General features: G+C 56.8%; 28 protein-coding genes. 24 read left to right on the top strand and 4 right to left on the bottom strand.

From position 1 onward, the window contains the following. Positions 1-11 precede the first annotated feature (11 nt). From LHU53_RS06835 to LHU53_RS06810, 6 genes are read left to right on the top strand one after another with little or no spacing between them, the layout of a single operon-like run. Positions 12-674 (top strand): NADH-quinone oxidoreductase subunit J, encoded by a 663-nt coding sequence (locus LHU53_RS06835; protein WP_227331571.1) that lies wholly within the window; start codon positions 12-14, stop codon positions 672-674. Further along, entirely contained in the window at positions 671-979 is a 309-nt protein-coding gene (nuoK, locus tag LHU53_RS06830) for an NADH-quinone oxidoreductase subunit NuoK (RefSeq protein ID WP_227331569.1), read from the top strand. Before LHU53_RS06835 ends, nuoK begins: the two co-directional genes overlap by 4 nt. Before the next feature lie 6 nt (positions 980-985). Beyond that, positions 986-3,040 carry an NADH-quinone oxidoreductase subunit L gene (nuoL, locus tag LHU53_RS06825; RefSeq protein ID WP_227331567.1) on the top strand — a complete coding sequence of 685 codons (2,055 nt, stop codon included), beginning with the start codon at positions 986-988 and terminating at the stop codon, positions 3,038-3,040. 13 nt (positions 3,041-3,053) lie between these two features. Further along, positions 3,054-4,529 carry an NADH-quinone oxidoreductase subunit M gene (locus LHU53_RS06820; protein WP_227331565.1) on the top strand — a complete coding sequence of 492 codons (1,476 nt, stop codon included), beginning with the start codon at positions 3,054-3,056 and terminating at the stop codon, positions 4,527-4,529. Positions 4,530-4,561: 32 nt separating this feature from the next. After that, complete coding sequence (nuoN, locus tag LHU53_RS06815; RefSeq protein WP_227331563.1) at positions 4,562-6,049, top strand: NADH-quinone oxidoreductase subunit NuoN; 1,488 nt, start codon at positions 4,562-4,564, stop codon at positions 6,047-6,049. A gap of 50 nt (positions 6,050-6,099) precedes the next feature. Beyond that, the gene (locus LHU53_RS06810) at positions 6,100-6,681 is read left to right on the top strand and encodes an NUDIX domain-containing protein (protein WP_227331561.1); all 582 of its coding nucleotides are present in this window, start codon (positions 6,100-6,102) and stop codon (positions 6,679-6,681) included. Between the two features lie 89 nt (positions 6,682-6,770). Here LHU53_RS06810 and LHU53_RS06805 read toward each other — a convergent pair whose 3' ends face one another. The 4 genes from LHU53_RS06805 to LHU53_RS06790 all read right to left on the bottom strand — a co-directional run bounded on the left by LHU53_RS06805 (position 6,771) and on the right by LHU53_RS06790 (position 10,156). Beyond that, entirely contained in the window at positions 6,771-7,175 is a 405-nt protein-coding gene (locus tag LHU53_RS06805; protein WP_227331560.1) for a hypothetical protein, read from the bottom strand. 19 nt (positions 7,176-7,194) lie between these two features. After that, complete coding sequence (locus tag LHU53_RS06800) at positions 7,195-7,389, bottom strand: hypothetical protein (RefSeq protein WP_227331559.1); 195 nt, start codon at positions 7,387-7,389, stop codon at positions 7,195-7,197. A gap of 71 nt (positions 7,390-7,460) precedes the next feature. After that, positions 7,461-9,236, bottom strand: coding sequence for an ABC transporter transmembrane domain-containing protein (locus tag LHU53_RS06795; protein ID WP_227331558.1), 1,776 nt, complete (start codon positions 9,234-9,236; stop codon positions 7,461-7,463). Between the two features lie 83 nt (positions 9,237-9,319). After that, positions 9,320-10,156: a B12-binding domain-containing protein gene (locus LHU53_RS06790; RefSeq protein WP_227331557.1), complete on the bottom strand. Its 837-nt coding sequence runs from the start codon at positions 10,154-10,156 to the stop codon at positions 9,320-9,322. Positions 10,157-10,470: 314 nt separating this feature from the next. On the opposite strand from LHU53_RS06790, the gene LHU53_RS06785 reads away from it, so the two are divergent. The 18 genes from LHU53_RS06785 (at position 10,471) to LHU53_RS06700 (ending at position 26,645) form a co-directional block, all read left to right on the top strand. Beyond that, positions 10,471-11,376, top strand: a complete 906-nt coding sequence (locus LHU53_RS06785; protein ID WP_227331556.1) for a polyprenyl synthetase family protein — start codon at positions 10,471-10,473, stop codon at positions 11,374-11,376. Positions 11,377-11,500: 124 nt separating this feature from the next. After that, positions 11,501-12,586 carry an acetylserotonin O-methyltransferase gene (locus tag LHU53_RS06780; protein WP_227331555.1) on the top strand — a complete coding sequence of 362 codons (1,086 nt, stop codon included), beginning with the start codon at positions 11,501-11,503 and terminating at the stop codon, positions 12,584-12,586. A 74-nt stretch (positions 12,587-12,660) separates the two neighbouring features. Further along, complete coding sequence (gene bchC, locus LHU53_RS06775) at positions 12,661-13,614, top strand: chlorophyll synthesis pathway protein BchC (RefSeq protein ID WP_227331554.1); 954 nt, start codon at positions 12,661-12,663, stop codon at positions 13,612-13,614. Continuing rightward, positions 13,611-14,621 carry a chlorophyllide a reductase iron protein subunit X gene (locus tag LHU53_RS06770; protein WP_227331553.1) on the top strand — a complete coding sequence of 337 codons (1,011 nt, stop codon included), beginning with the start codon at positions 13,611-13,613 and terminating at the stop codon, positions 14,619-14,621. Before bchC ends, LHU53_RS06770 begins: the two co-directional genes overlap by 4 nt. Before the next feature lie 3 nt (positions 14,622-14,624). Then, on the top strand, positions 14,625-16,178 hold the full coding sequence (gene bchY / locus LHU53_RS06765; RefSeq protein ID WP_227331552.1) for a chlorophyllide a reductase subunit Y: 1,554 nt from the start codon (positions 14,625-14,627) through the stop codon (positions 16,176-16,178). Then, the gene (gene bchZ / locus LHU53_RS06760) at positions 16,178-17,656 is read left to right on the top strand and encodes a chlorophyllide a reductase subunit Z (RefSeq protein WP_227331549.1); all 1,479 of its coding nucleotides are present in this window, start codon (positions 16,178-16,180) and stop codon (positions 17,654-17,656) included. Before bchY ends, bchZ begins: the two co-directional genes overlap by 1 nt. Before the next feature lie 140 nt (positions 17,657-17,796). Beyond that, on the top strand, positions 17,797-17,940 hold the full coding sequence (gene pufB, locus LHU53_RS06755; RefSeq protein WP_078363867.1) for a light-harvesting antenna LH1, beta subunit: 144 nt from the start codon (positions 17,797-17,799) through the stop codon (positions 17,938-17,940). A gap of 31 nt (positions 17,941-17,971) precedes the next feature. After that, positions 17,972-18,196, top strand: coding sequence for a hypothetical protein (locus LHU53_RS06750; RefSeq protein ID WP_227331548.1), 225 nt, complete (start codon positions 17,972-17,974; stop codon positions 18,194-18,196). 11 nt (positions 18,197-18,207) lie between these two features. Continuing rightward, entirely contained in the window at positions 18,208-18,405 is a 198-nt protein-coding gene (pufA, locus tag LHU53_RS06745) for a light-harvesting antenna LH1, alpha subunit (RefSeq protein ID WP_227331546.1), read from the top strand. A gap of 113 nt (positions 18,406-18,518) precedes the next feature. Then, a complete protein-coding gene (gene pufL, locus LHU53_RS06740; RefSeq protein WP_227331544.1) occupies positions 18,519-19,343 on the top strand; it encodes a photosynthetic reaction center subunit L in 825 nt (274 codons plus the stop codon). 16 nt (positions 19,344-19,359) lie between these two features. Next, the gene (gene pufM, locus LHU53_RS06735) at positions 19,360-20,337 is read left to right on the top strand and encodes a photosynthetic reaction center subunit M (RefSeq protein ID WP_227331543.1); all 978 of its coding nucleotides are present in this window, start codon (positions 19,360-19,362) and stop codon (positions 20,335-20,337) included. Beyond that, complete coding sequence (gene pufC / locus LHU53_RS06730; protein WP_227331541.1) at positions 20,334-21,371, top strand: photosynthetic reaction center cytochrome PufC; 1,038 nt, start codon at positions 20,334-20,336, stop codon at positions 21,369-21,371. Before pufM ends, pufC begins: the two co-directional genes overlap by 4 nt. Before the next feature lie 96 nt (positions 21,372-21,467). Next, positions 21,468-22,238 carry a hypothetical protein gene (locus tag LHU53_RS06725; protein WP_227331540.1) on the top strand — a complete coding sequence of 257 codons (771 nt, stop codon included), beginning with the start codon at positions 21,468-21,470 and terminating at the stop codon, positions 22,236-22,238. Then, positions 22,231-23,769, top strand: a complete 1,539-nt coding sequence (gene crtD, locus LHU53_RS06720) for a 1-hydroxycarotenoid 3,4-desaturase CrtD (protein WP_227331538.1) — start codon at positions 22,231-22,233, stop codon at positions 23,767-23,769. The genes LHU53_RS06725 and crtD overlap by 8 nt, the downstream gene beginning before the upstream one ends. Further along, entirely contained in the window at positions 23,766-24,629 is an 864-nt protein-coding gene (locus LHU53_RS06715) for a carotenoid 1,2-hydratase (protein ID WP_227331537.1), read from the top strand. The genes crtD and LHU53_RS06715 overlap by 4 nt, the downstream gene beginning before the upstream one ends. Before the next feature lie 179 nt (positions 24,630-24,808). After that, entirely contained in the window at positions 24,809-24,961 is a 153-nt protein-coding gene (gene pufB / locus LHU53_RS06710; protein WP_182729059.1) for a light-harvesting antenna LH1, beta subunit, read from the top strand. A gap of 12 nt (positions 24,962-24,973) precedes the next feature. After that, positions 24,974-25,192, top strand: coding sequence for a light-harvesting protein (locus tag LHU53_RS06705; protein WP_227331535.1), 219 nt, complete (start codon positions 24,974-24,976; stop codon positions 25,190-25,192). A 52-nt stretch (positions 25,193-25,244) separates the two neighbouring features. Beyond that, positions 25,245-26,645, top strand: a complete 1,401-nt coding sequence (locus tag LHU53_RS06700) for a PucC family protein (protein ID WP_227331533.1) — start codon at positions 25,245-25,247, stop codon at positions 26,643-26,645. Positions 26,646-26,660 lie beyond the last annotated feature (15 nt).

The following is a 26,660-nucleotide window of genomic DNA, read 5'->3' as shown; positions in this document are numbered from 1 at the left end:
GAATCCGAATCATGAGTGTCACGACTGGTCTGTTTTACCTGTTTTCCGCCATTTTGCTGGGCTCGGCGTTTCGCGTGATCACGACGCGCAACCCGGTTCATGCTGTGCTGTACCTGGTCCTCACCTTTTTCCAGGCGTCCATGATCTGGATGCTGCTCAAAGCCGAATTTTTGTCGCTGACGCTGGTGTTGGTGTATGTCGGCGCCGTGATGGTGCTTTTCCTGTTCGTGGTGATGATGCTTGATGTGAATGTGGAAACCATGCGGGTGGGTTTCTGGAAAAACTTTCCGTTGGCCGCGGTGCTGGGCGCGCTGATCATTGTCGAAATGTCTGCTGTGTTGATGGGTGGCTTTCGGGTGAATGAGCAGCCAGACGCCTTGGCTGCTGTGGCGAAAGGAAGCGGGGAGTTGTCCAACAGCAAAGCACTCGGCAAGCTGCTGTACACCGAATACATTTACCCGCTCGAAGTGGCCACGGCCATTTTGTTGGTGGGGATGGTGGCAGCCATTGCCTTGACGTTGCGCCAACGCAAGGACAGCAAGGCCATCGACTCTGCCGCACAGGTTCGGGTTCGGGCCAAGGATCGGATGACCGTGGTGAAACTGGCACCGACACAACCCGCGTTGCCGATTGAGCCAACAACCGACGCACCTTCTGTGGAGAGCAAAGCATGACGTTGACATTGGGCCATTTTCTGACCTTGGGTGCGATGCTGTTTGCACTCTCCGTGATCGGTATTTTTCTGAACCGGAAGAACCTGATTGTGTTGCTGATGGCCATCGAATTGATGTTGCTGGCCGTCAACACCAATTTCATCGCTTTCTCGCACTACCTCGGTGACCTGAAAGGCCAGATCTTCGTGTTTTTCATCTTGACAGTCGCTGCTGCTGAAGCTGCCATTGGGTTGGCCATTCTGGTGGTGCTGTTCCGCAACCGAACCAATATCAATGTGGACGAACTTGATTCGTTGAAGGGGTAACAGGAAATGAGTCAAACCCTATCCGCCCCTTTGTTGGCAGCTGTTCCGTTGGCGCCGTTGTTTGGTGCCTTGGTGGCCGGCATCATGGGGACCAAGTTTGGTGGCAACAGCATTGGTCGGGGAGCGTCACATTCGTTTGCCATCATCGGCGTGCTGGTGTCGTTTATTCTGTCTGCCGTGACGCTGTACAACGTGGCTTTTGACGGTGCCCGTTTCAACGAGTCTCTCTACACCTGGATGGTGGTGGGCGACCTGAAGATGGAAATCGGCTTCATGGTCGACGGCCTTACCGCCATGATGATGTGTGTGGTGACCTTTGTGTCACTGATGGTGCACATCTACACCATTGGGTACATGGAAGAAGACGAAGGTTACAACCGGTTCTTCTCCTACATCTCGTTGTTCACCTTCTCCATGTTGATGCTGGTGATGAGCAACAACATGCTGCAACTGTTCTTCGGTTGGGAAGCCGTGGGGCTGGTCTCGTACCTGTTGATCGGGTTCTGGTACAACAAACCAACCGCCATTTTTGCCAACATGAAGGCCTTCCTGGTGAACCGGGTCGGCGACTTTGGATTCATTCTGGGCATCAGCCTGATCGCCGCCTACGCCGGTACGCTGAATTACACAGAAGCGTTTGCCAAGTCTTCTGAACTGGCTGCCTTGACTTTGCCCGGCACCGACTGGATGCTGGTCACGGTGATCTGCATCTGCCTGTTCATTGGCGCCATGGGCAAGTCCGCGCAATTCCCGCTGCATGTCTGGTTGCCGGATTCGATGGAAGGTCCGACACCGATTTCTGCACTGATCCATGCCGCAACCATGGTCACGGCAGGTATCTTCATGGTCGCCCGGATGTCGCCGCTGTTTGAGTTGAGTGAAGCCGCGCTGAACTTCATCATGATCATTGGTGCCATCACGGCGCTGTTCATGGGCTTTTTGGGCATCATCCAGAACGACATCAAACGCGTGGTGGCCTACTCGACGCTGTCGCAGCTGGGTTACATGACCGTGGCATTGGGCGCTTCAGCCTACTCGGTGGCGGTGTTTCACCTGATGACCCATGCATTCTTCAAGGCGTTGTTGTTTTTGGCGGCCGGTTCGGTGATCATGGGCTTGCACCATAACCAGGACATTCGCTGGATGGGTGGCGTGCGCAAATACATGCCCCTCACATGGATCACCTTTTTGCTTGGGTCGCTGGCCTTGATCGGCACGCCGTTCTTCTCCGGCTTTTTCTCCAAAGACGAAATCATCATGGCGGTGCATGCCAGCAACCTGCCCGCATCGGGATTTGCTTACTTTGCGGTGATGGCCGGTGTGTTTGTCACGGCGTTTTACTCCTTCAGACTGTATTTCCTGGTGTTTCATGGCGACGATCGGTTCGATCAAAACCCCGATGCCCACCATGGGCACCACGATGACCATGGCGCTGCTGCAGACGACCACGGTCACGGCCATGACGGCCACGCAACGCACCAAGAACCCAAAGAATCGCCCTGGGTGGTCACCATTCCATTGATCTTGCTGGCAATCCCGTCGGTGATCATTGGTTACCACACCATTGGCCCGATGCTGTTTGGCGATTTCTTCAAAGACGCGATTTATGTGAATGCCGAACTGCACAAGGCGATGGAAGTGCTGGCGGAAGAGTTTCATGGTGCCGCGGCACTGGCCAGACATGGTTTTTACGCTGCACCGTTCTGGCTGGCACTGGCGGGTGTGGTGACGTCCTGGTACATGTACATGGTGAACCCGGCTTTGCCAGCGGCCATCAAACGCAACGCGATGCCTGTGTTCAACCTGCTGGAAAACAAGTACTACCTGGACTGGTTCAACGAGAACGTCTTGGCCCGTGGCGCCCGTGGTTTGGGCGTCGTGTTGTGGAAGGTGGGTGATCAGACCCTGATTGACGGCGCAGCTGTGAACGGCTCCTGGCGGGTGGTCGGGTTGATCTCCAGCGTGGTCAGAAAATTCCAGACCGGCTTTTTGTATGACTACGCATTGACGATGGTTCTGGGCATCTTCGTGCTGATGACGTATTTCGTCTGGCTCAAATAGGAGAAATATAAAAATGGGTTTTTTGAGCCTGGCTATTTGGACACCAATTCTGTTTGGTGTGGTTTTGCTTGCAATGGGTCGGGACGACCAGGTACGCACTGTTCGTTGGGTGGCACTGGTGGGTGCCGTGATCAGTTTGCTGGTGACTTTGCCTTTGTATGTGTTGTTTGACAACTCGACAGCTGCGATGCAATTCGGGGAAATGTCGCCGTGGATCAGCCTCTTTAATGTCAACTACCACCTGGGTGTGGATGGTATTTCGCTGTGGTTTGTGCTGCTGACGGCGTTTATCAACGTGATTGTGGTGATTGCCGGTTGGGAAGTGATCACCACCCGTGTCAACCAGTACATGGGTGCTTTCCTGATTTTGAGCGGTTTGATGATCGGCGTGTTTTGCGCACTCGATGGCATGTTGTTTTACGTGTTCTTCGAGGCCACGCTGATACCGATGTATCTGATCATTGGTATCTGGGGCGGGCCGAACAAGATCTATGCGTCGTTCAAGTTCTTTCTCTACACCTTGTTGGGTTCTTTGCTGATGCTGGTGGCGTTGATTTACCTCTACGTTCAATCGGGCAACAGTTTTGATTTGGCTGTGTGGCACAAGTTGCCGCTGGACAGTACCGCACAGACCCTGCTGTTCTTTGCATTCTTGTCGGCGTTTGCCGTCAAGGTGCCGATGTGGCCTGTCCACACCTGGTTGCCTGACGTTCACGTGGAAGCACCTACGGGTGGTTCTGCCGTGCTGGCCGCCATCATGCTCAAGCTGGGTGCCTATGGCTTCCTGCGCTTTTCGTTGCCCATCGCGCCTGATGCGTCCCATCAGTGGGCTGGTTTGATGGTGGGTTTGTCTCTGGTGGCTGTGGTCTACGTCGGTCTAGTCACGTTGGTCCAGAAAGACATGAAAAAACTGGTGGCTTATTCGTCCGTTGCCCATATGGGTTTTGTGACGCTGGGCTTCTTCATGTTCAATGACCTGGGTGTTTCCGGCGGCATTGTCCAGATGATCGCGCATGGTTTTGTCTCCGCGGCCATGTTCTTGTCCATCGGTGTCCTGTATGACCGGATGCACTCGCGCGAAATCGCCAGTTACGGGGGTGTGGTTAACACCATGCCCAAGTTCACCGCGTTTGCCTTGCTGTTTGTGATGGCCAACTGTGGTTTGCCTGCCACCGCGGGATTCGTCGGTGAGTGGATGGTCATTCTGGGTGCTGTGAAGGTGAACTTCTGGGTCGGAATGGCGGCCGCGAGTGCGCTTATCTTTGGTGCGGCTTACTCGCTGTGGATGTTCAAGCGGGTGTACCTGGGCCCGATTGCCAATGACCATGTCAGGCACCTGACCGACATCAACAAGCGCGAGTTTTTCTTCTTGAGCCTGCTGGCCATTGCGGTGCTTTACATGGGCATCTACCCGAAGCCATTTACCGATGTGATGGATGTTTCAGTCGCTGAACTGCTGAAACACGTGGCGCAATCCAAGCTGCCCTGAGCCCCAACCTGAATCCAAGACTAGAGATCCACATGATTGACAAACTCAGTTTGCTGGCGGTTATTCCGGAAATTATCCTGTTGGTCATGGCCTGCGTGATCCTGCTCTTTGATGTGTCGGTCAAGAGCGGCAAGCGTGGGGCAACCTATGGTTTGACCATGCTCACCCTCGCGGTGGTGGCGGCTCTGGAAGCCGCATCAGCCACCCATGGTCAGACCGTTTATGCGTTTGGCAACATGGTGGTCAATGACGCCATGGGTCATTGGCTCAAGTGTTTTGCTGCCGTGTCGGTCATGGTGACCTTGGTTTATGGCCGGGATTACGCCTTTGGTCGCGGCATGTTGCGCGGCGGTGATTTGTTTACCCTGAGCCTGTTTTCGGTGCTTGGCATGTTTGTGATGATTTCCGGGAACAACTTTCTGGGCATCTACATGGGGCTGGAGTTGTTGACGCTGTCCAGCTACGCCTTGGTCGCTTTGCGACGTGACCACGCCATTTCGACTGAGGCGGCGATGAAGTACTTTGTGCTGGGTTCGCTGGCGTCCGGCCTGTTGCTGTACGGTATGTCCATGCTTTACGGCGCCACGGGCACGCTGGATCTGAGTCTGGTTTTCAAGGCCATCAGTGCGGGTCAGATTGATCAGCAGATTCTGGTTTTCGGCCTGGTCTTTTTGGTGGCCGGTTTGGCGTTCAAGCTCGGCGTGGTTCCGTTCCACATGTGGATTCCGGATGTCTATCAGGGTGCGCCAACGGTGGTCACGCTGCTGGTCGGGGGGGCACCGAAGCTGGCCGCCTTTGCTGTGATGATTCGGCTGCTGGTCGAAGGCCTGTCGCCCCTGTCGGTGGACTGGCAGCAAATGCTGATGGTTCTGGCCGTGGCGTCGTTGGCGGTGGGCAACCTGGCAGCCATTGCGCAAACCAATATCAAGCGGATGCTGGCCTTCTCGACCATTTCTCACATGGGTTTTGTGCTGATCGGCATGATGTCGGGCTTCGTGAACGAGCAGGGCGACCCGGCGGGCAGCGCTTACGGGTCTGCCATGTTTTATGTGGTGTCTTACGTGCTGACCACGTTGGCCAGTTTTGGCATCATCTTGCTGTTGTCGCGTGAAGGTTTTGAGAGCGAAGAAATTTCAGATTTCGCTGGACTGAACCAGCGCAGCCCGCTGTACGCCGGCATCATGGCGCTGTGCCTGTTCTCCCTGGCGGGCATCCCGCCAATGGTTGGTTTTTACGCCAAGCTCGCTGTGCTGGAGGCCTTGATTTCTTCCGGTGCCACGTCCAACATCGTTCTGGCGGTCTTTGCGGTGATGATGTCGCTTATTGGGGCGTTTTATTACCTGCGTGTGGTCAAGGTGATGTACTTTGATGCGCCGACAAGTACCGAACAGCTGACCGCACCAAATGATGTGCGGGCTGTTCTGGCGCTCAACGGTGCTTTGCTTCTGGTGCTGGGTTTGTTGCCTGGTGGCTTGATGACCTTGTGCGCCAATGCCGTGATGCGCATGATGTCGACCTGATCATGCCCAATGTCGGGCTTGGGGGTACAACTTAGCGCCTGCTGCTCACCATGAATCACCTTCAGGAATCCAAAGTCGCCAGTTCAGAGTTATGCAAAGGAAACTTTTTGCATGTACTTCGTGACACTGTTTCTTTGCCCAACGGGCATTTGACGACGCGCGAGTACGTGGTTCACCCTGGTGCCGTCATGGTGGTGCCGCTGGTTGAAGACGCTGATGGGCAGGTTCGACTTGTGCTTGAGCGGCAGTTTCGGTACCCGCTCCACAGGGTGATGATCGAATTTCCGGCCGGGAAGATCGACCCGGGAGAAGAGCCGTTCCAATGTGCGCAACGAGAACTTCGTGAAGAAACAGGCTACCAGGCCAGGTCCTGGGCCCGCGCGGGGCTGTTGCATCCGGTGATCTCCTACTCCACCGAATTCATCGATATCTGGTTTGCACGCGGTCTGATCGCAGGCGAACGGCGCCTGGACGAAGACGAAATGCTGGATGTCTTTACCGCCACCCCATCCGAGTTGATGGCCTGGTGCCGCGACGGCACGGTGACGGATGCCAAGACGCTCATCGCCGCCCTGTGGTTGCAAAACGTGCTCTCGGGCACGTGGAAGCTGGATTGGTTGGACGCACCCTAGTCTGGTCCTGGTGACAGAGATCATCTGTCTGACCGCAGACACACCGATCACACCCCAGGTTCAACCGATCGCGCCAGCACCGACCGACCTCATGCGCTGATATTGACGATACGTCCGGTGGCCTGCCCCTGGGTATTGATCACCGGCGCCGCTGCCGGGACACTTGGCAAACCGTTGCCTTCAACCGCCTGCCGGGCGTTGGTGGCTTGGTACAGACCCAACACAATTGCCTGTGCCTGAATGGGAACGTCGGTCGCTTTGGCTTGGATTTGGCGTGTGTAGGTGGGATCGCTTTGGTGGGATTGGTCCGTCAGCCTGCGCACGTTGGTCTGGCGCTGATCTGATTTGTTTTGTGCGACCTCAAGGTCGGCACGCAATTGACGAACGCTTGACTCGGCTTGGTACGCCTCACGCCGTGCGACCTGCAGACGGGTCATCGTCAGCGTGGCCTGCAGCGACGGTATGGCGCTGTTGGTGGCAGCCAGTGCAGCCATTCGGACAGTCGATGTGGTGTCAGGCGATCACGTTCAACAAACGCCCAGTGGCCTGGCCCTGGGTGTTGATCACCGGCTTGGGCGGTTCTGCCTTGACGGGCATGGCCTCCGCAGGTTGGCGCTGGGTGGCCTCGGATGCCTGCCTGGCTTTCTGCGAGGCGGTGGGTTGCTGTGTGGATTGAACCGGTGCTGATCTGGCGCTGGACACTTCCATGGGGTGCTCCTGTAACAAACCGCTTCAGTTTACAAGTGATCCGGGCGATGGACAACCACTGCGGCGCGGTTTCAGGCGTTGAACTGCAGCGCTGCCAGCCCGGCGTAGACACCGCCCAAGGCCACCAGCTCGGCATGGGTACCTTGTTCTACGAGATGCCCCTGGTCGATCACCACGATGCGGTCCGCCTTCTGGACCGTGGCCAGCCGGTGCGCGATCACCAGCGTGGTGCGTCCGCGCATGGCGGACTCCAGCGCGGCCTGAACCATGCGCTCACTTTCGGCGTCCAACGCGCTGGTCGCCTCGTCCAGCAGCAGCAGCGGTGGGTTCTTCAGGATGGCGCGGGCAATGGCGATGCGCTGGCGCTGACCACCGCTCAGTCGAACACCGCGCTCACCCAGAAACGTGTCATACCCTTGGGGCAAGGCGGTGATGAAGCTGTCTGCGTAGGCCGCCGCAGCGGCAGCCTTCACCTCGGCGTCACTGGCTTCGGGTCGGCCATAACGGATGTTTTCCAGCGCGCTGCTGGAAAAGACGACGGCATCCTGCGGCACGATGCCGATGTGCTGACGCAAATCGGCCAGCAACATGTTGCGGGTGGGCACACCATCCAGGAGGATGCGCCCGCTTTGGACGTCGTAAAACCTCAGCAGCAGCTGAAACACCGTGCTTTTGCCAGCCCCGCTGGGCCCAACCAGCGCCACTGTCTGCCCGGCTGGCACCGTCAAGGAAAAATCACGTAAAGCGGCTTGAAGTGGACGCGACGGGTAATGGAAGACAACCGAATCAAACGTGATCGTGCTGGCCCCTTTGTGGATCGGGGCGTGAGCCGGATGGGCCGGTGATGTGATGGGTGACTGGCTGGCCAGCAGTTCCATCAGCCGTTCGGTCGCGCCCGCTGCGCGTGATATATCGCCATACACCTCACCCAATACCGCAAAGGCACTGGCCAGAATGATGACGTAAATCACCGTTTGACCCAGGTGGCCTGCGGAGATGGTGCCCGCCAGCACCGCTTGCGTGCCCTGGTACAAGCCCCACAGCAGGGCCGCGCTGGTGGCGATGATGATGAACGCCACCAGCCCAGAGCGTGTGCCTGAGCGTCGCGCGGCCACTTCAAAGGCCGTTTCGGTGGCAGCAGTGAAACGGTCGGTTTCTCGCTGCTCAGCGGTGTAGCTTTGCACCACCGGGATGGCGTTGAGCACTTCCGCCGCGATCGCGCTGGAGTCCGCCGCGCGGTCCTGGCTGGCGCGCGAGAGTTTGCGCAAGCGTCTGCCAAACGCTGCCGCTGGCACCACGATCAGTATCAGGATCAGTAGCACTTGCGCCATCACCACCGGGTTGGTCCATACCAGAATGATCAGCGCACCGGACCCCATCACCAGATTGCGCAAGCCCTGGCTCAGGGACGAGCCCACCACGGTCTGCACCAGCGTGGTGTCTGCTGACAGGCGCGACAGCACTTCGCCAGTTTGGGTGGTTTCAAAAAATTCCGGACTTTGCTGCAGCACATGGGCGTACACCGCGTTGCGCAAGTCGGCACTGACACGCTCGCCCAACCAGCTCACCATATAAAAGCGCGCTGCGGAGAACACCCCCAGGGCTACCGCCACGCCAAACAGCAAGGCGAAGTGGCCACGCAAGGCCATCAGCCGCTCGCCCGGATCACCTGGCGTCAGACCGCCATCAATCAGATTACGCAGCGCCAGCGGAAAGGCCAGGGTGGTCACCGCGGCCAGGATCAGGAACACCAGCGCCAGACCAATGCGCAGTTTGTGTGGCCGCAGGAACGGCAGCAGACCCGACAGCGCTTGTTTGGGGCGGATGGGCGGTGTGTCTGCGGGCATACGGCGAGTGGATGATCAGACGCCGCGGATGAGCATGCGGTGCGACTGGTTGGATGACATGTTCAGGGTCGACACAGCGGTGATCAGTTGGTCACCAGCAGTGAGGCCATCTGAACACCTTCGAGGGCATCGGAGGCAATGCCGTCTGCCCCCAGACTTCTGGCGTCAACCGTATGGAAGAGGAATGCCGGGCCGCCCAGCAGCACCGGAATATCGCGATTACGCGACTTTTTCTTCAGGGTGGCGATGAGCTCGGCCAGACCATCCAACTGCTCTGTCACGCCGACCGACAGTCCCATCAAATCGAACCATTCATTTTTGACCGTGGCACACAACTCGGCGGGCGTTGTTGAGATGTCCACGACCACTTGCCAGCCATGTTTGCGAAAGAACTCTGACACCATGGCCAGGCCCAGAATGTGCTGAGAGCCCGGCGCACCGGCCAACATGACACGTCGGGACGATCCCGCCTGCTGCGGACCGCTCGGGTGCTCGTAACCTATCCTGTGGGTGATCTGATGCATCTGCAACAAGCCCATGGTGACCTGGGTGAAGTCGGCACGTTCCTGCTCCCACAACCAACCCAAGTGGCGTGCCCCCGGTGCGATCAGGTTCAAAAAGATACTGTCGTTGTTCACGTTGTCGAGCAGCAGCTTCTCGATAAACGTCAGCACCTGGGTACGCTCATTGGCCATGCACAGTTCGGCAAATGCCGTCACCTCTGACGCGGTGGGTTGGTAGTCACGCTCGACATCCGGGGCGTTGACATCACCGACACGGGGATGGGCTTCAAGCAAACGCGGGATGATCTGACTCTCAATCAGACTGCGTAGCGAGCCTGTACACGCATCCACCGAGCTTTGGCCGTAGGCCCCAGGGATGGCATGAGGAGCTGCTGAATGGGTCGTACTGTTGAGCATGGTTATCCCTGTGTGTTGCTGCGCTGGCGTCATCCGCTCGAGTCAACCCCACCAAAATTGGTCTTGGTCGTAGCCATGGTAACGCCAACACCCGCAGGCGCCAGCGATTTGGTGGTCCGAAGCTTGCAAGATGTCCTTTTTTCATTGTGAATCAACGTGGGGTGTGTCACCAACCGGGAGGCATGTGTCGTTTTGACAACGGGCATCGTCGGGTGTGGCACAACGCAAGAATGTAAATATTGGTTGACAACTTTTGACCGTTATATATAGTTACGCACAAATGTCAAGTTAACGTGACACAAAAGTGAGGCTATATGGATCTGTTGAAGCGTGCCGAAAAATCCCTTGAATTTCACTTTGAGCGGGCTGTGGGTGTGGGTGCACCTCCAAGATTGGTCGACGCGATGCGTCACGCCGTGTTTTCCGGCGGTGCGCGGGTCCGCCCTCAACTGGTGATGTCAGTCGCCATGGCGTGTGGCGAAGACGTTCCCGAACTGACCGATGCAGCCGCCTGTGCGGTGGAGCTGATGCATTGCGCTTCTTTGGTGCACGATGACATGCCGGCTTTTGACAATGCTGACATTCGCCGCGGGCGACCTTCGGTGCACAAGGCGTTCGGTGAGCCTTTGGCCTTGCTGGCCGGCGATGCTTTGATCGTCATGGCTTACCAGGTCTTGTTGAATGCTGGTCAGGCGCATCCGGCGCGGCTGGTCGCATTGATGCAGAACTTGAGCGCTGGTGTGGGTTTGCCGTCAGGGATCGTGGCTGGACAAGCGTGGGAATGTGAAGTCAAGGCCGACCTGGGCCAGTACCAGCGTGCCAAAACCGGCGCACTCTTTGTGGCGGCAACCTGTGCTGGTGCGTTGTGCTGCGCCAGCGATGCCAGTCCGTGGGCCACGTTGGGCGCCAGCTTGGGTGAGGCCTACCAGGTGGCAGATGACATCCGCGATGTGATGGGTCAGACCATTTTGCTGGGCAAGCCAGCGGGTCAGGATGTGTTGCATGATCGGCCCAGCGCCGCCAGTGAACTGGGGCTGGATGGTGCCATGGCCCATTTCCAAGCCTTGATTGAAACGGCCATTGCCAGCATTCCCCTGTGCTCGCACCGCGAACTGCTGCGCCAACTGGTGCGCCGGGAAGCCGAGCGACTGGTTCCCAGCGACGTCTTTGCGCAATACCGCTTGCAACATCACACGGCCTCGCAAAGCCTGTCCGCTTGATCGGGTTTCGTCAGACCAACGTTGGGTAGCCGCTGTGGAAAATTTGGATCTTGCCCGGCCCTCGCACGCCGGTATCAAAAGTCAGTCGTGGATGGATGGGATTCATCAAAAAATTGATGACCTGATGACCCGGCCCGGGCTGTACCGGATGTCGATCTCGAATCCCCTGACACGGTGGGTCACCCGCCGCCGTACCAAACAGGTGTTCGATCTCATGTCGGGGTTCGTTCACTCGCAGGTGCTTTTGTCCTGTGTCAAGCTGAACATTTTCTCGATGGTGCGCGAGGCACCTGCCACGCTGGAGGAACTGTCAGTGCGCTGCAAAGTGCCCGCGCCGGTGTTGCAGCGACTTATCCTGTCTGCCATCGCGCTACGGTTGTTGGAGCATAGAAGCCAGCAGCGTATCGGGCTGGGTGCCCTGGGTGCACCCTTGGCAGCGCACGAAGGCATCCGGGCCATGGTAGAGCACAACAATTTGCTCTACCACGACATGGCCGACCCCTTGGAATTTTTGCGCGACACCTGGCGAGGTGGCATGGCCGGCTATTGGCCCTATGCCCACTCAGAATCACCGGCCCAGGATTCGGTGGCCAAAGGCGATCAGGTGGGTCGCTATTCGGCGCTGATGGCCGCTTCCCAGAATTTTGTGATTGAAGAAATCCTCAGTGCCTATTCGTTCCAGAAACACCGCTGCATGATGGATGTGGGCTGTGGCATGGGGCGTTTTGTCGCGGCCGTGGCGCAACAGCACCCACAACTCAAGTTCCAGTTGTTTGATTTGCCAGCCGTTTTGGCTTTGACGCAGAAAAATCATGTCAGCTTGGGTTTGGAGGGCAGGATGCGCTACCACCCGGGCAGCTTCTTTCATGATGACCTGCCCCAAGGGGCTGACCTGATCACGCTGGTGCGTGTCGCCCATGACCACCCGGACGACGCGGTGCTGGGCATCATGAAAAGGATTTACCAGGCGTTGCCCGCTGGCGGCAGTCTCTTGCTGGCGGAGCCCATGGCTCAGGAGCCCGGCGACCCACCGCTGGGTGATGCGTACTTTCATTTGTACTTGCTGGCCATGGGGGCCGGTCGCTACAGAACCGCCAGTGAACTGAAGGCCATGCTGCTCGAGACGGGGTTCGAGCGGGTCGAGCTTGTGCCCAATGCCATGCCTATCCACACCCGCCTCTTGGTCGCTCGCAAATCTGGCTCGATCTAAGTATTTACCCTAACAGCAAGATTAAACTGTAAATTCAAGTTGACAAATGTGAATGTCAATCTAGAATTAAATTCATGAAAGCACAAGCCATCGTCTTCCAACAGCCGCAGCATCTGTCGGTGCAGTCTTTGGACTTGCCCGAGCTGGCAGACCATCAGGTTCACGTGCAGGTGGAGTACAGCGGCATCAGCACGGGCACCGAAAGGTTGCTCTGGGACGGCACGATGCCGGCTTTCCCCGGGATGGGTTATCCCCTGGTTCCGGGCTATGAGACGGTCGGTCGCGTCATCAAGGTGGCGGGTGATTGCACCCTGAAAGTTGGACAACGCGTTTTTCTGCCGGGTGCCAACTGTTTTCAAGGTGTGCGCAACCTGTTTGGCGGCTCAGCCTCTGATTTGGTGGTTCCGCAAGAGCGTGCCATTCCAGTTCCCGAGAGCTTGGGAGAACAAGCGGTGTTGTTGGCCTTGGCCGCGACGGCCTACCACGCGGTTGCGGGTGGTGGCAAACGCGAAGTGATCACCTCGCCCGATCTGATTGTGGGCCATGGTGTGATGGGGCGGCTGTTGGCTCGCTTGACGGTGGCCGCTGGTGCGCCCGAGCCCACGGTGTGGGAAACCCAAGCAGTCCGCATGGATGGTGCCGAAGGTTACCGTGTGGTGCATCCTGATGATGACCCGCGCAAGGATTACAAGGCTATTTACGATGTGAGCGGCGACAGCAACCTGCTCGACAAGCTCATTTTGCGTTTGGCTCCCGGCGGAGAAGTGGTGTTGGCTGGCTTTTACAAGCAAGACCTCCACTTCGCGTACGCCCCTGCGTTCATGCGTGAAGCCCAAATTCGCACGGCGGCCGAATGGAAGCGGGCAGATCTGTTGGCGGTCACGGAGTTGGTCAATACCGGCAGGCTATCGCTCGACGGCTTGATCACGCACCACCAGTCGCCCAAAAACGCGCTGGCTGCTTACGAAGTGGCCTTTGGTGACCCGCTGTGTTTGAAAATGATTATGGATTGGAGTGCTAACGCATGACCACTTTGGGTGCCCCTGTCGAGCAGACCGTGAAGTTTGTCGAGCGGCTGCGGCAAGAAGCTGCTGAGCCGTTGGCGGAAGTGTCAACTGGCGCGCCCTCGAAAGAGACGCAGATCATTGCGATCTATGGAAAAGGCGGTATTGGCAAAAGTTTTACCTTGGCCAATTTGAGCTACATGATGGCGCAACAAGGCAAAAAAGTTTTGCTGATCGGCTGCGACCCCAAGAGTGACACCACCAGCTTGTTGTTTGGTGGCAAGGCTTGCCCGACCATCATCGAGACGTCGTCACGGTTGAAGCTGGCCGGGCAGGCTGTCAGCATCAGCGATGTGTGCTTCAAGCGCGACGGTGTGTTTGCCATGGAGCTGGGCGGACCGGAGGTCGGACGCGGCTGCGGTGGCCGGGGCATCATCCATGGGTTTGAAACGCTGGAAAAGCTCGGTTTCCACGATTGGGGTTTTGACTACGTTTTGCTTGATTTTCTGGGGGACGTGGTGTGCGGAGGCTTTGGTTTGCCGATTGCGCGCGACATGTGCCAAAAGGTCATCGTGGTTGGCAGCAATGACTTGCAGTCACTGTATGTGGCCAACAACGTGTGCTCGGCTGTGGAGTATTTCCGCAAGCTCGGTGGCAACGTGGGTGTGGCTGGCATGGTTATCAACAAAGACGATGGCACCGGTGAAGCTGCCGCTTTTGCAGCCAATGCAGGCATTCCCGTGCTGGCAGCGATCCCTGCCAACGAAGACATCCGCAGAAAAAGCGCCAGTTACGAAATCATTGGCATCCCGGGCGGCGAGTGGGGCCCGATGTTTGAGCAACTCGCCATCAATGTGGGTGAGGCGCCGCCAGTGCGTCCCAAGCCCCAGACGCAAGATCAATTGTTAGGTCTGTTCAGTGCCGATGTGGTGGGCCGCAACGTGGTGCTGGAGCCAGCTACCTCTTTTGACATGGTGGGACGGCACGACGTTGTCAAGCCCAGCCTGGAAGTCATTTACGACAAGTCTTGAGCGATGACTGCCACTGCTTCCAACATTTCAGCAACCACACCACAGATGCAGGCGACTGCACTGGAGGGTGACGGTATGGGTTGCCATGCCGGTGGTGAACAGCTGCTGTCTGCCGCCAAGGCTGCAGGTAAATCTGACATCTTGAAGCAGTACGCCAAAGACTATCCGCAAGATGCCAAGGCGGGCCCGCATGATCAGCCGCAGAGCATGTGCCCGGCATTTGGTGCACTCAGGGTGGGTTTGCGGATGCGGCGAACCGCCACCATCTTGTCGGGCTCAGCGTGCTGCGTTTATGGTTTGACCTTCACCTCGCATTTCTATGGCGCTCGGCGCAGTGTGGGGTACGTGCCGTTCAACTCGGAAACCTTGGTCACCGGCAAGCTGTTTGAAGACATTCGTGAGGCCGTCCATCTGCAGGCTGATCCCGCCACGCTGGACGCGATTGTGGTCATCAACCTGTGTGTGCCTACCGCCAGCGGTGTGCCGCTGCAGCTGTTGCCTAAAGAGATCAACGGCGTTCGGGTCATTGGTATTGACGTTCCCGGTTTTGGTGTCCCGACCCATGCCGAGGCCAAAGATGTGCTGGCGGGCGCGATGCTCCGGTATGCCCGCCATGAGATCCAGAGTGGCCCGGTGCAGGCACCACGCGGTGGCGTGGTGGACATGCCCACCGTGACCTTGCTGGGTGAAATGTTTCCGGCTGATCCCGTTGGTATCGCCCATTTGCTGGCACCCATGGGGCTTGCTGCCGGGCCAGTGGTGCCTACCCGTGAATGGCGTGAGCTCTATGCTGCCCTGGATTGTGTGGCGGTGGCCGCCATCCATCCGTTTTACACCGCCAGCGTGCGTGAATTTGAAGCTGCTGGTCGCCCAGTGGTGGGCTCCGCACCGGTCGGGCTGGATGGCACGGTGTCGTGGCTGCAAGCCATCGGTGAGGCCGCGGGTGTCGCACAAGACAAGATTGATCTGGCCAAAGCCCAGGCAGCGGCAGCTATCAAAGCTGTGTTGTCCGCCAATGCCATCACGGGCCGTATCACGCTGAGTGGTTATGAAGGCTCAGAGCTGTTGGTAGGCCGGTTGTTGGTGGAGTGTGGGGCTGATCTGAAGTACGTGGGTACCGCGTGCCCGGCCACACGTTGGAATGCAGATGATGCCGATTGGTTGCGCTCGAAAGGTGTGCAAGTCCAGTTTCGCGCTTCCCTTGAGCAAGACATGGCAGCGGTTGACGAATTCCGCCCTGATCTGGCCATCGGGACAACGCCCGTTGTGCAAAAGGCCAAACAGATGTCGATTCCGGCGCTGTACTTCACCAATTTGATCTCGGCCCGTCCGTTGATGGGTGTGGCTGGTGCAGGTTCGTTGGTTCAAGTGGTTCAGTCTGCGATTGGGAACCGGGCCCGCTTCGAAGCCATGACAGCATTTTTCGAGAATGTTGGCTCTGGCGACACAGCTGGCGTCTGGGAAGATGTGCCTGTGGCGTATCCCGAATTTCGTATCGAGACGCGGCGTCAGCTGGATCGCGCGATCAAGAAGCGCAAAGCCGAGGAGATGGGCTGATGTACATCTTGGACCATGATCGCGCGGGTGGCTATTGGGGGGCTGTGTATGTCTTCACGGCCATCAAAGGGCTGCAGGTGGTGATTGACGGCCCGGTGGGTTGTGAAAATCTGCCGGTGACATCGGTTTTGCATTACACCGACGCCCTGCCGCCCCATGAGTTGCCCATTGTGGTGACCGGGTTGGGTGAGGAGCAGCTGGGACGCGAAGGCACCGAAGGCGCAATGAAGCGTGCCCATGCCACGTTGGACCCGGATTTGCCAGCGGTTGTGGTCACCGGGTCGATTTCAGAAATGATCGGTGGCGGTGTCACGCCCGAGGGCACCAATATTTTGCGGTTTTTGCCGCGAACGATTGACGAAGACCAATGGCAATGTGCCAACCGGGCCATCTACTGGCTTTGGAGCGAGTATGGCTTGCGCAAGATTCCCGCGCGTACGCCGCTTTGTGATCGCCCGGTGACTGAGAAGCCCCGTGTCAACATCATTGGCCCGTCCTACGGCATGTTCAACTCTCCCAGTGATCTGGCTGAGGTACGTCGTCTGGTCGAGGGGATTGGCGCCGAAGTCAACATGGTGTTTCCGCTGGGTAGCCATTTGTCACAGGTTGGCAACCTGGTGAACGCGGATGTCAACATTTGTATGTACCGCGAATTTGGCCGCATGCTGTGTGAAGCGCTGGAACGACCCTACCTGCAAGCGCCCATCGGGCTGCACAGCACCACACAGTTTTTACGCAAGCTTGGAGAGTTGCTGGGTCTGAATCCCGAGCCTTTCATTGAGCGTGAGCGGCACACCACGTTGAAACCGCTGTGGGATTTGTGGCGTTCAGTGACGCAGGACTTTTTCTCGACAGCCAGTTTTGCTGTCGTGGCCAACGAAACGTATGCACGTGGCCTGAAAAACTTCCTGGAAGTCGAGATGGGTTTGCCCTGCAAGTTCAGTGTCTCACGCACCGCTGGCGCCAAAACTGACAACCAGAAAATTCGCGAGTTGTGCAAGACACAAACGCCGCTGATCATGTTCGGGAGTTACAACGAGCGCATGTATCTGAGCGAAGTTTCGGGTGGCGGACCCATGCGTGCGTCGTTCATTCCGGCGTCTTTTCCGGGTGCTGTCATCCGTCGCCATACTGGCACCCCTTTCATGGGTTATAGCGGGGCGACTTATCTTATTCAGGAAGTGTGCAACAGCCTGTTTGACGCCCTGTTTCACATCCTGCCGCTGGGTTCTGATCTGGACCGTGTCGACCCGACCCATGCACGCGGTGTGGTCGTGCCGAATGCGGCTTGGCAAGAAGCCGCGCAATTGCGTATGCGTGATTTGATTCAGGGTCAGCCCGTGCTGATTCAGATTTCTGCGGCCAAGCGCTTGCGGGATCTGGCTGAAAAACTGGCCCGCCAGGATGAACAGAATTTGGTGACCGTATCGCACGTGAACCGTGCGGGCGAAGAATTGGGATTGGGAGTGCATGCATGAGTGTTGATCTGCATGTCTCCAAGCCAAGGCTGTGTTCAGCCTTGGTCAACAAGATGTCAAGGCCGCAAACCTTGGCTACTCAGGTTGCGCGGGTTGTGCGCATCATCGGCCGAAAGGCTTTTTTGTGAAGGAGTATTCGCATGTCGAATCAAACCTCTATTTCCGGACTGACTGACGAGGAAGCCCAGGAGTTCCACAAGTTCTACGTTCAAGGCTTTGTGGGATTCACGGCGGTTGCTGTGGTTGCGCACATTCTTGTTTGGGCTTGGCGACCCTGGCTGTAAAGCTGGCGTTTGGATTTAAGGACTAGCTGCCATGAATCAAAGCCCTCAAATACAAAGCGAATTTCTGCATGCGGAAAGATCGCTGGCGTTTTGGATGATTTTTGCACCAGTGTTTGCCATTCTCCTTGTTGCGTCTGTGCTGGCTTCGCTAGCGGGTATGCAGTGGAGAACATATTTGCCTGGGGCGGAAAATTCAAAAAGCTTACTTGAAGGTGTGAGTTCAGCGGTTTACACACTCATGTCATACATTATTTAGGAGAAATGACCATGTGGAGAATTTGGCGTTTGTTCGACCCTATTCGGGTTATGGTTGCTCAAGGTGTTTTCCTGTTTGCGTTGGCAGCGATGATTCACCTCATCTTGCTGGGTACCAACAAGTTCAACTGGCTCGACGGCCAGAAAGTAGGCGCAGTGGCCGTGCAAAACGCACCGCTGCCAGCAACAGTTCCAGCAGCAGGGTCCTAAGGACTGTGTTCATGGAAAGCAAACGGACCCAAAGCTTTTGGGTTTCGTTTGCCTCGTTTTTGTAATCAATTCAGAGCTGACTTTGGGTCAGTTCTAGTTAGGCGGGTGCAATCATGGCGATGCTCAGCTTTGAAAAGAAGTACAGAGTTCGTGGGGGAACTCTGATTGGTGGTGACCTGTTCGACTTTTGGGTCGGCCCCTTCTACGTCGGTTTTTTCGGTGTCACAACATTGTTTTTCAGTTTGTTGGGCACGCTCATGATTCTCTGGGGTGCATCGCAAGGTCCCACCTGGAATCTGTGGCAGATCAGCATTGCACCTCCAGACCTGTCCTACGGTCTCGGGATTGCGCCGCTTCTTGAGGGCGGCTTGTGGCAATTGATCACAGTCTGTGCCATTGGTGCGTTCGTGTCCTGGATGCTGCGGGAAGTCGAGATCTGTCGCAAGCTGGGCATGGGTTTGCATGTGCCGCTGGCGTTTGGTGTGGCGATTTTTGCTTATGTGACCCTGGTGGTGATCCGTCCCGTCCTGATGGGTGCATGGGGACATGGCTTCCCCTACGGTATCTACAGCCACCTTGACTGGGTGTCCAACGTTGGCTATCAGTACCTGCATTTCCACTACAACCCAGCGCACATGCTGGCGATCAGTTTCTTTTTTGGCACCACGTTTGCGCTGTCGTTGCACAGTTCACTGATTGTTTCTGCGTCGAACCCCAAGAACGGCGAACGGGTATGTGCGCCAGAGGCAGAAGATACATTTTTCCGCGACATCATTGGTTATTCGATCGGTACCTTGGGTATCCACCGTCTCGGCTTGTTCCTGGCGCTTGCCGCCGTTCTGTTCAGCGCGCTGTGTATCGTGATCAGTGGCCCGTTCTGGACACGTGGGTGGCCTGAGTGGTGGGGTTGGTGGCTGAATATGCCCATCTGGAACTAAGTCAGGAGTCCGCATCATGGCTGAATATCAAAATCTATTTACAGTAGTACAACCTGTGGGCGCCGTGCACCACGGGGTTCCCCTGGGTAAAGGCAACGAACCGCGCTTTGGTGAGCCAGTTCAGTTCCACCTGTTGGGTCGTCTGGGTAATGCGCAGCTTGGGCCAATTTACCTTGGCACGCTGGGTGTTGCTGCAGCGGTGAGTTTCTGCATCGCTTTTTTCATCATCGGGATGAACATGCTGGCGTCCGTTGGCTGGGACCCGGTCCAGTTTGTTCGCCAGTTGTTTTGGCTCGCCTTGGAGCCGCCACCGCCTGAGTACGGGCTGAAGTTGCCGCCGCTGAACCAAGGTGGTTGGTGGCTGATGGCAGGTTTCTTTCTGACGGCATCGTTGATTTTGTGGTGGCTGCGGGTTTACCGCCGCGCGCGCGAGTTGCACATGGGCACGCACGTGGCCTGGGCGTTTGCTGCAGCGATTTGGCTGTACCTGGTGTTGGGTTTCTTTCGCCCGATTTTGATGGGGTCATGGAGCGAGGCCGTACCTTTTGGCATCTTCCCGCATCTGGATTGGACTGCTGCGTTTTCGCTGCGCTACGGCAACCTGTTTTACAACCCGTTCCACGCCTTGTCCATTGCGTTTCTCTACGGTTCAACTTTGATCTTTGCGATGCACGGCGCGACCATTCTTGCGGTGACCCGTTTTGGCGGCGAGCGTGAAATTGAGCAGATTTTTGATCGGGGTGGTGCGTCGGAGCGCGCTGCGTTGTTCTGGCGCTGGACGATGGGATTCAACGCCACGATGGAGTCCATTCACCGTTGGGGCTGGTGGTTCGCTGTGTTGTGCCCGTTGGTGGGTGGTATCGGCATCCTGCTGAGCGGCACGGTGGTCGACAACTGGTACTTGTGGTCGATGAAACACGGTGTCGTGCCGCCACAACCCAATGTGTTCCCTATCGTCGTTGATCCCGCCCTCCTGAATGGAGTGAAACCATGACTATGACATCGAATTTTCTGCGTTTCCTGGCACTTGGCTGCTTGGTACTGTTAGCGGGTTGTGAGCGTCCGGTACCGGATTCGGTACAGCGTGGCTACCGCGGAACCGGCATGTTGCAGGTGTACAACCCGCGCATTCTTGATGCGATCACGCAGGCCAACGTTCCCCCGGTTGCCCTGGCACCGGCCAGTCCTGAGGGCCCGCGTGCTTCTCAAGTGTTTCAGAACGTCAAGGTGCTGGGTGACACCAGCGCTGCGGAGTTCACGCGCATCATGACGGCGATCACAGAGTGGGTGTCGCCAGTGCAAGGTTGTGCTTACTGCCATGACGTCAACAACTATGCCGACGATGCCATGTACACCAAGGTTGTGTCAAGACGGATGCTCGAGATGACACGGCACATCAACACGGAGTGGACCAGCCACGTGGTCGCGACGGGTGTGACTTGTTACACCTGCCACCGTGGGCAGCCGATTCCGTCCGAGATTTGGTTCAAGCAAGCCCCTCAGGCCAACGGTTCCAATTTCATCGGTGATGCCGCTGGACAAAACCTGGCTGCCATCAGCGTCAAGTACGCTTCCTTGCCAAGTGATCCGTTCACGCCTTTCTTGTTGGAAGCCAAACCAGTCCGTGTCTACAGCACAACTGCGCTGCCATCGGGTAACAACGCGTCGATCAAACAGGCGGAGTGGACCTACAGCTTGATGACGCACATGTCTTCGTCGTTGAATGTCAACTGTACGTATTGCCATAACAGCCGTTCGTTTGCTGAATGGGACGGTGCACCTCCTCAACGGGTGACTGCGTGGCATGGTATACAGATGTCTCGTAGCTTGAACGTCAATTACCTTGAACCCTTGCGTAGCGCGTTTCCTGCCAACCGGCTCGGCCCGACGGGCGACGCTCCCAAGGTCAATTGCGCCACTTGCCATCAGTCTGCTTACAAGCCGATGAACGGAGCCCCGATGCTCAAGGATTATCCTGAGTTGGGCGCGCCCCGGCCTTCGCCAACAGCGACGGTCGCCGCTAACTAAATCGAGTTGGTTTGACGAGGTCCACCATGCGTACCCCTGCAGATTTCACCTCTGCGTACCGCGTCGCGGTCGCCTAACAGTCTTAGAGGTCATTCCATGAATGCAAAGACTAGTGCGGCCAAAGAGCTGTCCGGGGTTGTTGTGGTGTTGCTGGTGGACTATTTGGTGCAGCATCGCGCCTGGGGTTGGATGCGCCTCGTACAAGGCGGGGCGGCGCTCAAGGACGTTCCTGGGTTGCTTTTTGCCAAGGTCATGGGAAGTGGGCATGGTGGTGGTTTTGGTCTTCGACCCAGTGGAAGTCACCAGGGACTCATTTGTCTTTTTGAGGACCAGCGGGCGGCTGAGGAATTCTGTCTGGGCGACCACGTGCGCTCCATTGTTGACCATGCACGGGAGCATTGGTTGAGCATGTTGACGGTGACATCAGCCCGGGGACAGTGGGATCAGCAGGCATGGGGTGTGACGCCGAGTGCCTGTTTGGTCGGTTCTCAAGATGATCGTGCATCTAGTTTGTCAAGTGGTCCGATAGCCGTTTTGACGCGGGGCACAATTCGGCCGGCCAAAGCGCTTGCTTTTTGGCGCTACTCCCCGCCCGCGCAGAAAGAACTCAGCACCACCCCGGGTTGCTACTTGGCAATGGGTTTGGGAGAGGCGCCTCTGCTGCGGCAATGTACTTTCAGCTTGTGGCGTGATGTGGATGCCATGGTGGCGTATGCGCAGAATGGCGCGCACAAGGTGGCTATTAACGCAGCTTACAAAAACGACTACTTTGCCGAGTCCATGTTTGTGCGGATGCAAGTTTTGAGCATGACGGGTTGCTGGCAAGGTCGCAGTTATGACCAGGCACTTGAGGTGCAGCATGGCTGACAAACGGGTCGTCGTGGTTGGTGCCGGCATGGGCGGCCTGGCGGCTGCCTTGCGCTTGGCTCACGCCGGACTGCAGGTGACTGTGGTTGAACGCAGTGATGTGGCCGGCGGAAAAATTCGTGCGCAAGAGGTTGGTGGACAGTTTGTAGACGCTGGGCCAACTGTTTTCACCATGAAATGGGTTTTTGCCGAGCTATTGGCGTCGGTGGGTGCCGATATCGATCGCGAGCTGAAGTTGACTCAGCTCCCCGTGATTGGACGGCATTTTTGGGATGACGGTAGTTCACTCGACTTGTTTTCGGATCTGCAGGCCAGCGAGGCGGCGGTGGCGTCCTTTGCCGGCAGTGACGAGGCGGCTCGGTTTCAAACGTTCGCCAGGACAACCAAGGCCTTGTACCGTTATCTGGAAGGGCCCTTTATCCGCTCACAGGCCATGCATCTGCCAAAGTTCATGTGGAGCCTGGGTCCTCGGGGGTTGGCTTTGTTGGCCGGGGTTGGCCCGACGCGCAGCATGTGGGACAGCTTGGGGCGCCACTTTACGGATCCTCGCCTAAAGCAGTTGTTTGGGCGATATGCAACCTATTGTGGTTCTTCGCCTTGGCAGGCACCTGCCACGCTGAATCTGATCGCCCAGGTTGAAATGGACGGTGTCTGGTCGGTTCAAGGTGGTATGACCGCGCTGGCGCAATGTCTGGTTCGTCTGTGCAAGCAAAACGGGGTTCAGTTTCAATACCAGACGGGTTGTCGCGAGATACAGGTCACCAACGGGCGGGCCACAGGTGTTGTTCTTGACGACGGCTCGGTGTTGGCAGCGAACGCTGTGGTGTTCAATGGTGATGCCTCTGCACTGCGTCAAGGTTTGTTGGGTGGCAAGGCACGCCAAGCAGTTCCTGCGCGCCCGCAACCCCGTTCGTTGTCCGCCGTCACCTGGTGTTTGCTGGCAAAGACACGGGGCATCAAGTTGGATCGGCACAACCTGTTTTTTGGCCGACGTTATGCGACGGAATTCGACGATATCTTTGGTCGCAAGCGCTTGCCTCAAGATCCCACGTTGTATGTGTGTGCCCAAGATCGCGGTACCGAAGATGTTCCGGTTCGGCCCGATCGCATGTTGTGTTTGGTCAATGCGCCAGCGATAGGCGATGTGGATGATCCCAATCTGGCGCCGGACATGTTGGAGACGTTGCAACAACGGTGTTTCGAGCGTGCAAGGAAGTGTGGCTTGGAGATTGAGCTGGATCCCGATACGGCAGTTCGAACGACGCCACGTCAGTTTCACCAACGTTTCCCCGGAACTGGGGGGGCACTTTACGGACAGGCAACACACGGATGGTTGAGCATATTTTCGAGGCCCGGCTCGGTCAGTCAGATACCGGGGTTGTATCTGGCGGGGGGCAGCGTGCATCCGGGAGCGGGTGTACCGATGGCAGCCATGTCGGGGCGGCTGGCGGCCGCGGCCGTGATGGAGAACCTCGGTTTGACCAGCCGGTTCCGAATGGAGGCTACCTCTGGTGGTACGTTGACGCCATGAGTGATGACGGCCAGTTCGGTTTGAGTGTGATTGTTTTTGTGGGGAGTGTTTTCTCGCCCTATTACGCGTGGGCTAGACGCAAAGGGACGTCAGACCCTGACAACCACTGTGCTTTGAATGTTGCCCTGTACCACCGCAACAGCAAACGTTGGTGCATGACCGAGCGTGGCCGAAAGCACTGTTCCCGCGATGCCAAGCGTTATGTCATAGGACCGAGTGAAGTGAGTTGGGATGGTGTCGCCTTGAACATTCGGGTCAACGAAGTCAGTGCGCCCATTCCACGGCGGATTGTTGGGAACATTAGGATCGAGCCTGATCGGCTGTTTTGCTTTAGCACGCCGATTCATCCACACGGCAAACATCGTTGGGGCCCGATCGCACCCACCGCGCGCATTGAGGTCGATTTGACCGACCCAGCGCAGCAGTGGAAAGGGACGGCTTATGTCGATTCGAACGAAGGTGACGAACCCATTGAGAACGCTTTTCACGAATGGGATTGGTCGCGTAGTCTGATGCGTAATGGCAGCACCGCTGTTTTATACGATATGCGCTTTAAGGATCAGGGTAGTTCAACGCTGGCGCTGTTATTTAATAAGCAGGGCGGTATCGATACTTTTTCTCCGCCGGAAAGAAAATTATTGCCGCGCACGGGATGGCAGGTGTCTAGAGGTATGCGTAGTAGCTCAAAAGTTGAAATTGCTGAGCAGCTTGAAGATACGCCGTTTTACCAACGGGCTATTTTGAAAAGTGAATTGCTGGGTGAGACTGTCTCCAGTTTTCACGAATCACTTTCTATTCCGAGATTGGTATCGCCGGTGGTGCGCGCCATGTTGCCGTGGCGGATGCCGAGGAAACTCTGATGTATATCAAAGATAAAATGTCATTCGCTGTTACTATATTTCACTGTCAGCTCCATCGATGGGTGTGAATTCAATTTCAAACCAAACATCGATAGGTGGTGACAGCGTTTCGGAATTTTTGGCCATTCCGGCCTTAAATAACCCTCGTGCGGGTTTTGCACGTTGCAAGGAGAATAACCATGTCTGATACAGACAAAGTATACCCAAGTGGTTTGACCGAGGCTGAGTCTCAAGAGATCCATCGGCATCTCATTCAGGGAACGCAAATTTTCGGCATGATTGCCGCATTCGCCCATTTGCTGTCCTACATTTACTCACCCTGGCTCAAATAAGGAGTTATTACCATGATTTACGGCAAAATTTGGTTGTACGTGAAGCCCTCCACTGGTATTCCAGTTTATTTGGGCGCAGTTGCGATCGCCGCATTTGCTGTTCACCTGGCATTGTTCACGAACGTGCCATGGTTGAAGGCTTATTACAGCGGTAGCGCTGGCAAGGCTGTGGCTGCTGCAGCTGCGGATGCGGCACCCGCGTTGCCTGCAACTGTCGTGGCGAAGAAGTAATTCACACACGAAGGTAAGAGCCCGGAATCTTCGGATTCCGGGCTCTTTTCCAATGAGTCGATTTAGTAAAAAAGTCGTTTCGGAGTGGTCCAGTCTGGGTCCGCGGTTTCTTCCGTTTGCGGATGCGGCTTCGCCTGATTTGCCGTTGTCGCGGTTGTTGCGACTTTCCTTGTTTCAAGTTTCAGTTGGCATGGCGTTGGTCATGCTGGTGGGTACCCTTAACCGGGTGATGATCGTCGAACTGAAAGTGCCTTCTGCACTGGTTGCGATCATGGTGAGTTTGCCATTACTTTTTGCGCCTCTCAGGGCATTGATTGGCTTTCGGTCTGACAAACACCGTTCAGCATTGGGCTGGCGGCGTGTGCCCTACATATGGATGGGTACCCTGCTGCAGTTTGGCGGTTTTGCCATCATGCCTTTCGCGCTATTGGTGCTTGCCGGCGCAGGTGATGCTGCGGACGCACCCGCCTGGATTGGGCAACTGGGTGCTGCGGTGGCGTTCCTGCTGGTGGGCGCAGGTTTACATACCACCCAGACTGTCGGGCTGGCTTTGGCGACCGATCTGGCGCCTCAGGAGTCAAAGCCAAAGGTCGTGGGGTTGATGTATGTGATGTTGTTGGTCGGGATGATCAGCAGTGCCTTCATTTACGGTGAGTTGTTGTCCGACTACAGTCCGGGTCGTCTCGTGCAGGTGATCCAGGGTGCCGCTTTGGTGACCATGATTTTGAATGTGACAGCGCTGTGGAAGCAGGAGGCCAGGCAACCCGGGCGGCTGAACGCGCCGGTTGATGACGAGAGTTTTTCGGCAGCCTGGCGTAGTTTCTGTCAGGGTGGTCAAGCCGTTCGCCGTCTGTTTGTGCTTGGGGCAGGTACCATGGCATTTCAGATGGAAGACGTGCTGCTTGAGCCGTATGGCGGCGAGATTCTCGGGCTCAGTGTTTCTTCGACAACCACCTTGACGGCCACTTTGGCATTTGGAAGTTTGATCGGTTTCAGCTGGGCATCACGGGTGCTGAGTCGTGGTACCGATCCCAGCCTCATGGCAACTGGTGGGGTCGTTTTGGGCATACCTGCGTTTTTGTCGGTGATTGCCTCTGGCTATCTTGATTTGCCATGGCTTTTCTCCCTGGGTGCCTTTCTGATCGGATGTGGTGTCGGCCTGTTTGGGCATGGCACCTTAACGGCGACCATGGTTCTGGCGCCGAAGGATCAGGTGGGTTTGGCGCTTGGCGCATGGGGTGCCGTACAGGCGACAGCCGCCGGGGTCGCGATGGCGATGGGTGGGGTGATTCGCGATCTGGTGGCAAACCGATATGATGCGTTCACTGGCTACACAGTTGTCTATACTATAGAAGTAGTATTGCTTTTGGTCACCCTTGTCGTGATGTATCCGCTCATTCGTCCCCGTTATCCACGCGTCACGGATATGAATCCTGTGTTAATTAAAGAGTAACTTAACGTCAACCTG

The sequence above is a fragment of the Rhodoferax sp. U2-2l genome (assembly GCF_020594515.1).
Classification (GTDB): Bacteria; Pseudomonadota; Gammaproteobacteria; order Burkholderiales; family Burkholderiaceae_C; genus Rhodoferax.
The sequence above is the reverse complement of the archived record's forward strand: the minus strand, read 5'-3'. Positions and strand labels throughout refer to the sequence as shown.

Coding starts and splice junctions, on each gene's coding strand:
- LHU53_RS06835 (WP_227331571.1), top strand. CDS start 12: ATGAGTGTCACGACTGGTCTGTTTTACCTGTTTTCCGCCATTTTGCTG.
- nuoK (WP_227331569.1), top strand. CDS start 671: ATGACGTTGACATTGGGCCATTTTCTGACCTTGGGTGCGATGCTGTTT.
- nuoL (WP_227331567.1), top strand. CDS start 986: ATGAGTCAAACCCTATCCGCCCCTTTGTTGGCAGCTGTTCCGTTGGCG.
- LHU53_RS06820 (WP_227331565.1), top strand. CDS start 3,054: ATGGGTTTTTTGAGCCTGGCTATTTGGACACCAATTCTGTTTGGTGTG.
- nuoN (WP_227331563.1), top strand. CDS start 4,562: ATGATTGACAAACTCAGTTTGCTGGCGGTTATTCCGGAAATTATCCTG.
- LHU53_RS06810 (WP_227331561.1), top strand. CDS start 6,100: ATGAATCACCTTCAGGAATCCAAAGTCGCCAGTTCAGAGTTATGCAAA.
- LHU53_RS06805 (WP_227331560.1), bottom strand. CDS start 7,175: ATGGCTGCACTGGCTGCCACCAACAGCGCCATACCGTCGCTGCAGGCC.
- LHU53_RS06800 (WP_227331559.1), bottom strand. CDS start 7,389: ATGGAAGTGTCCAGCGCCAGATCAGCACCGGTTCAATCCACACAGCAA.
- LHU53_RS06795 (WP_227331558.1), bottom strand. CDS start 9,236: ATGCCCGCAGACACACCGCCCATCCGCCCCAAACAAGCGCTGTCGGGT.
- LHU53_RS06790 (WP_227331557.1), bottom strand. CDS start 10,156: ATGCTCAACAGTACGACCCATTCAGCAGCTCCTCATGCCATCCCTGGG.
- LHU53_RS06785 (WP_227331556.1), top strand. CDS start 10,471: ATGGATCTGTTGAAGCGTGCCGAAAAATCCCTTGAATTTCACTTTGAG.
- LHU53_RS06780 (WP_227331555.1), top strand. CDS start 11,501: ATGACCCGGCCCGGGCTGTACCGGATGTCGATCTCGAATCCCCTGACA.
- bchC (WP_227331554.1), top strand. CDS start 12,661: ATGAAAGCACAAGCCATCGTCTTCCAACAGCCGCAGCATCTGTCGGTG.
- LHU53_RS06770 (WP_227331553.1), top strand. CDS start 13,611: ATGACCACTTTGGGTGCCCCTGTCGAGCAGACCGTGAAGTTTGTCGAG.
- bchY (WP_227331552.1), top strand. CDS start 14,625: ATGACTGCCACTGCTTCCAACATTTCAGCAACCACACCACAGATGCAG.
- bchZ (WP_227331549.1), top strand. CDS start 16,178: ATGTACATCTTGGACCATGATCGCGCGGGTGGCTATTGGGGGGCTGTG.
- pufB (WP_078363867.1), top strand. CDS start 17,797: ATGTCGAATCAAACCTCTATTTCCGGACTGACTGACGAGGAAGCCCAG.
- LHU53_RS06750 (WP_227331548.1), top strand. CDS start 17,972: ATGAATCAAAGCCCTCAAATACAAAGCGAATTTCTGCATGCGGAAAGA.
- pufA (WP_227331546.1), top strand. CDS start 18,208: ATGTGGAGAATTTGGCGTTTGTTCGACCCTATTCGGGTTATGGTTGCT.
- pufL (WP_227331544.1), top strand. CDS start 18,519: ATGGCGATGCTCAGCTTTGAAAAGAAGTACAGAGTTCGTGGGGGAACT.
- pufM (WP_227331543.1), top strand. CDS start 19,360: ATGGCTGAATATCAAAATCTATTTACAGTAGTACAACCTGTGGGCGCC.
- pufC (WP_227331541.1), top strand. CDS start 20,334: ATGACTATGACATCGAATTTTCTGCGTTTCCTGGCACTTGGCTGCTTG.
- LHU53_RS06725 (WP_227331540.1), top strand. CDS start 21,468: ATGAATGCAAAGACTAGTGCGGCCAAAGAGCTGTCCGGGGTTGTTGTG.
- crtD (WP_227331538.1), top strand. CDS start 22,231: ATGGCTGACAAACGGGTCGTCGTGGTTGGTGCCGGCATGGGCGGCCTG.
- LHU53_RS06715 (WP_227331537.1), top strand. CDS start 23,766: ATGAGTGATGACGGCCAGTTCGGTTTGAGTGTGATTGTTTTTGTGGGG.
- pufB (WP_182729059.1), top strand. CDS start 24,809: ATGTCTGATACAGACAAAGTATACCCAAGTGGTTTGACCGAGGCTGAG.
- LHU53_RS06705 (WP_227331535.1), top strand. CDS start 24,974: ATGATTTACGGCAAAATTTGGTTGTACGTGAAGCCCTCCACTGGTATT.
- LHU53_RS06700 (WP_227331533.1), top strand. CDS start 25,245: ATGAGTCGATTTAGTAAAAAAGTCGTTTCGGAGTGGTCCAGTCTGGGT.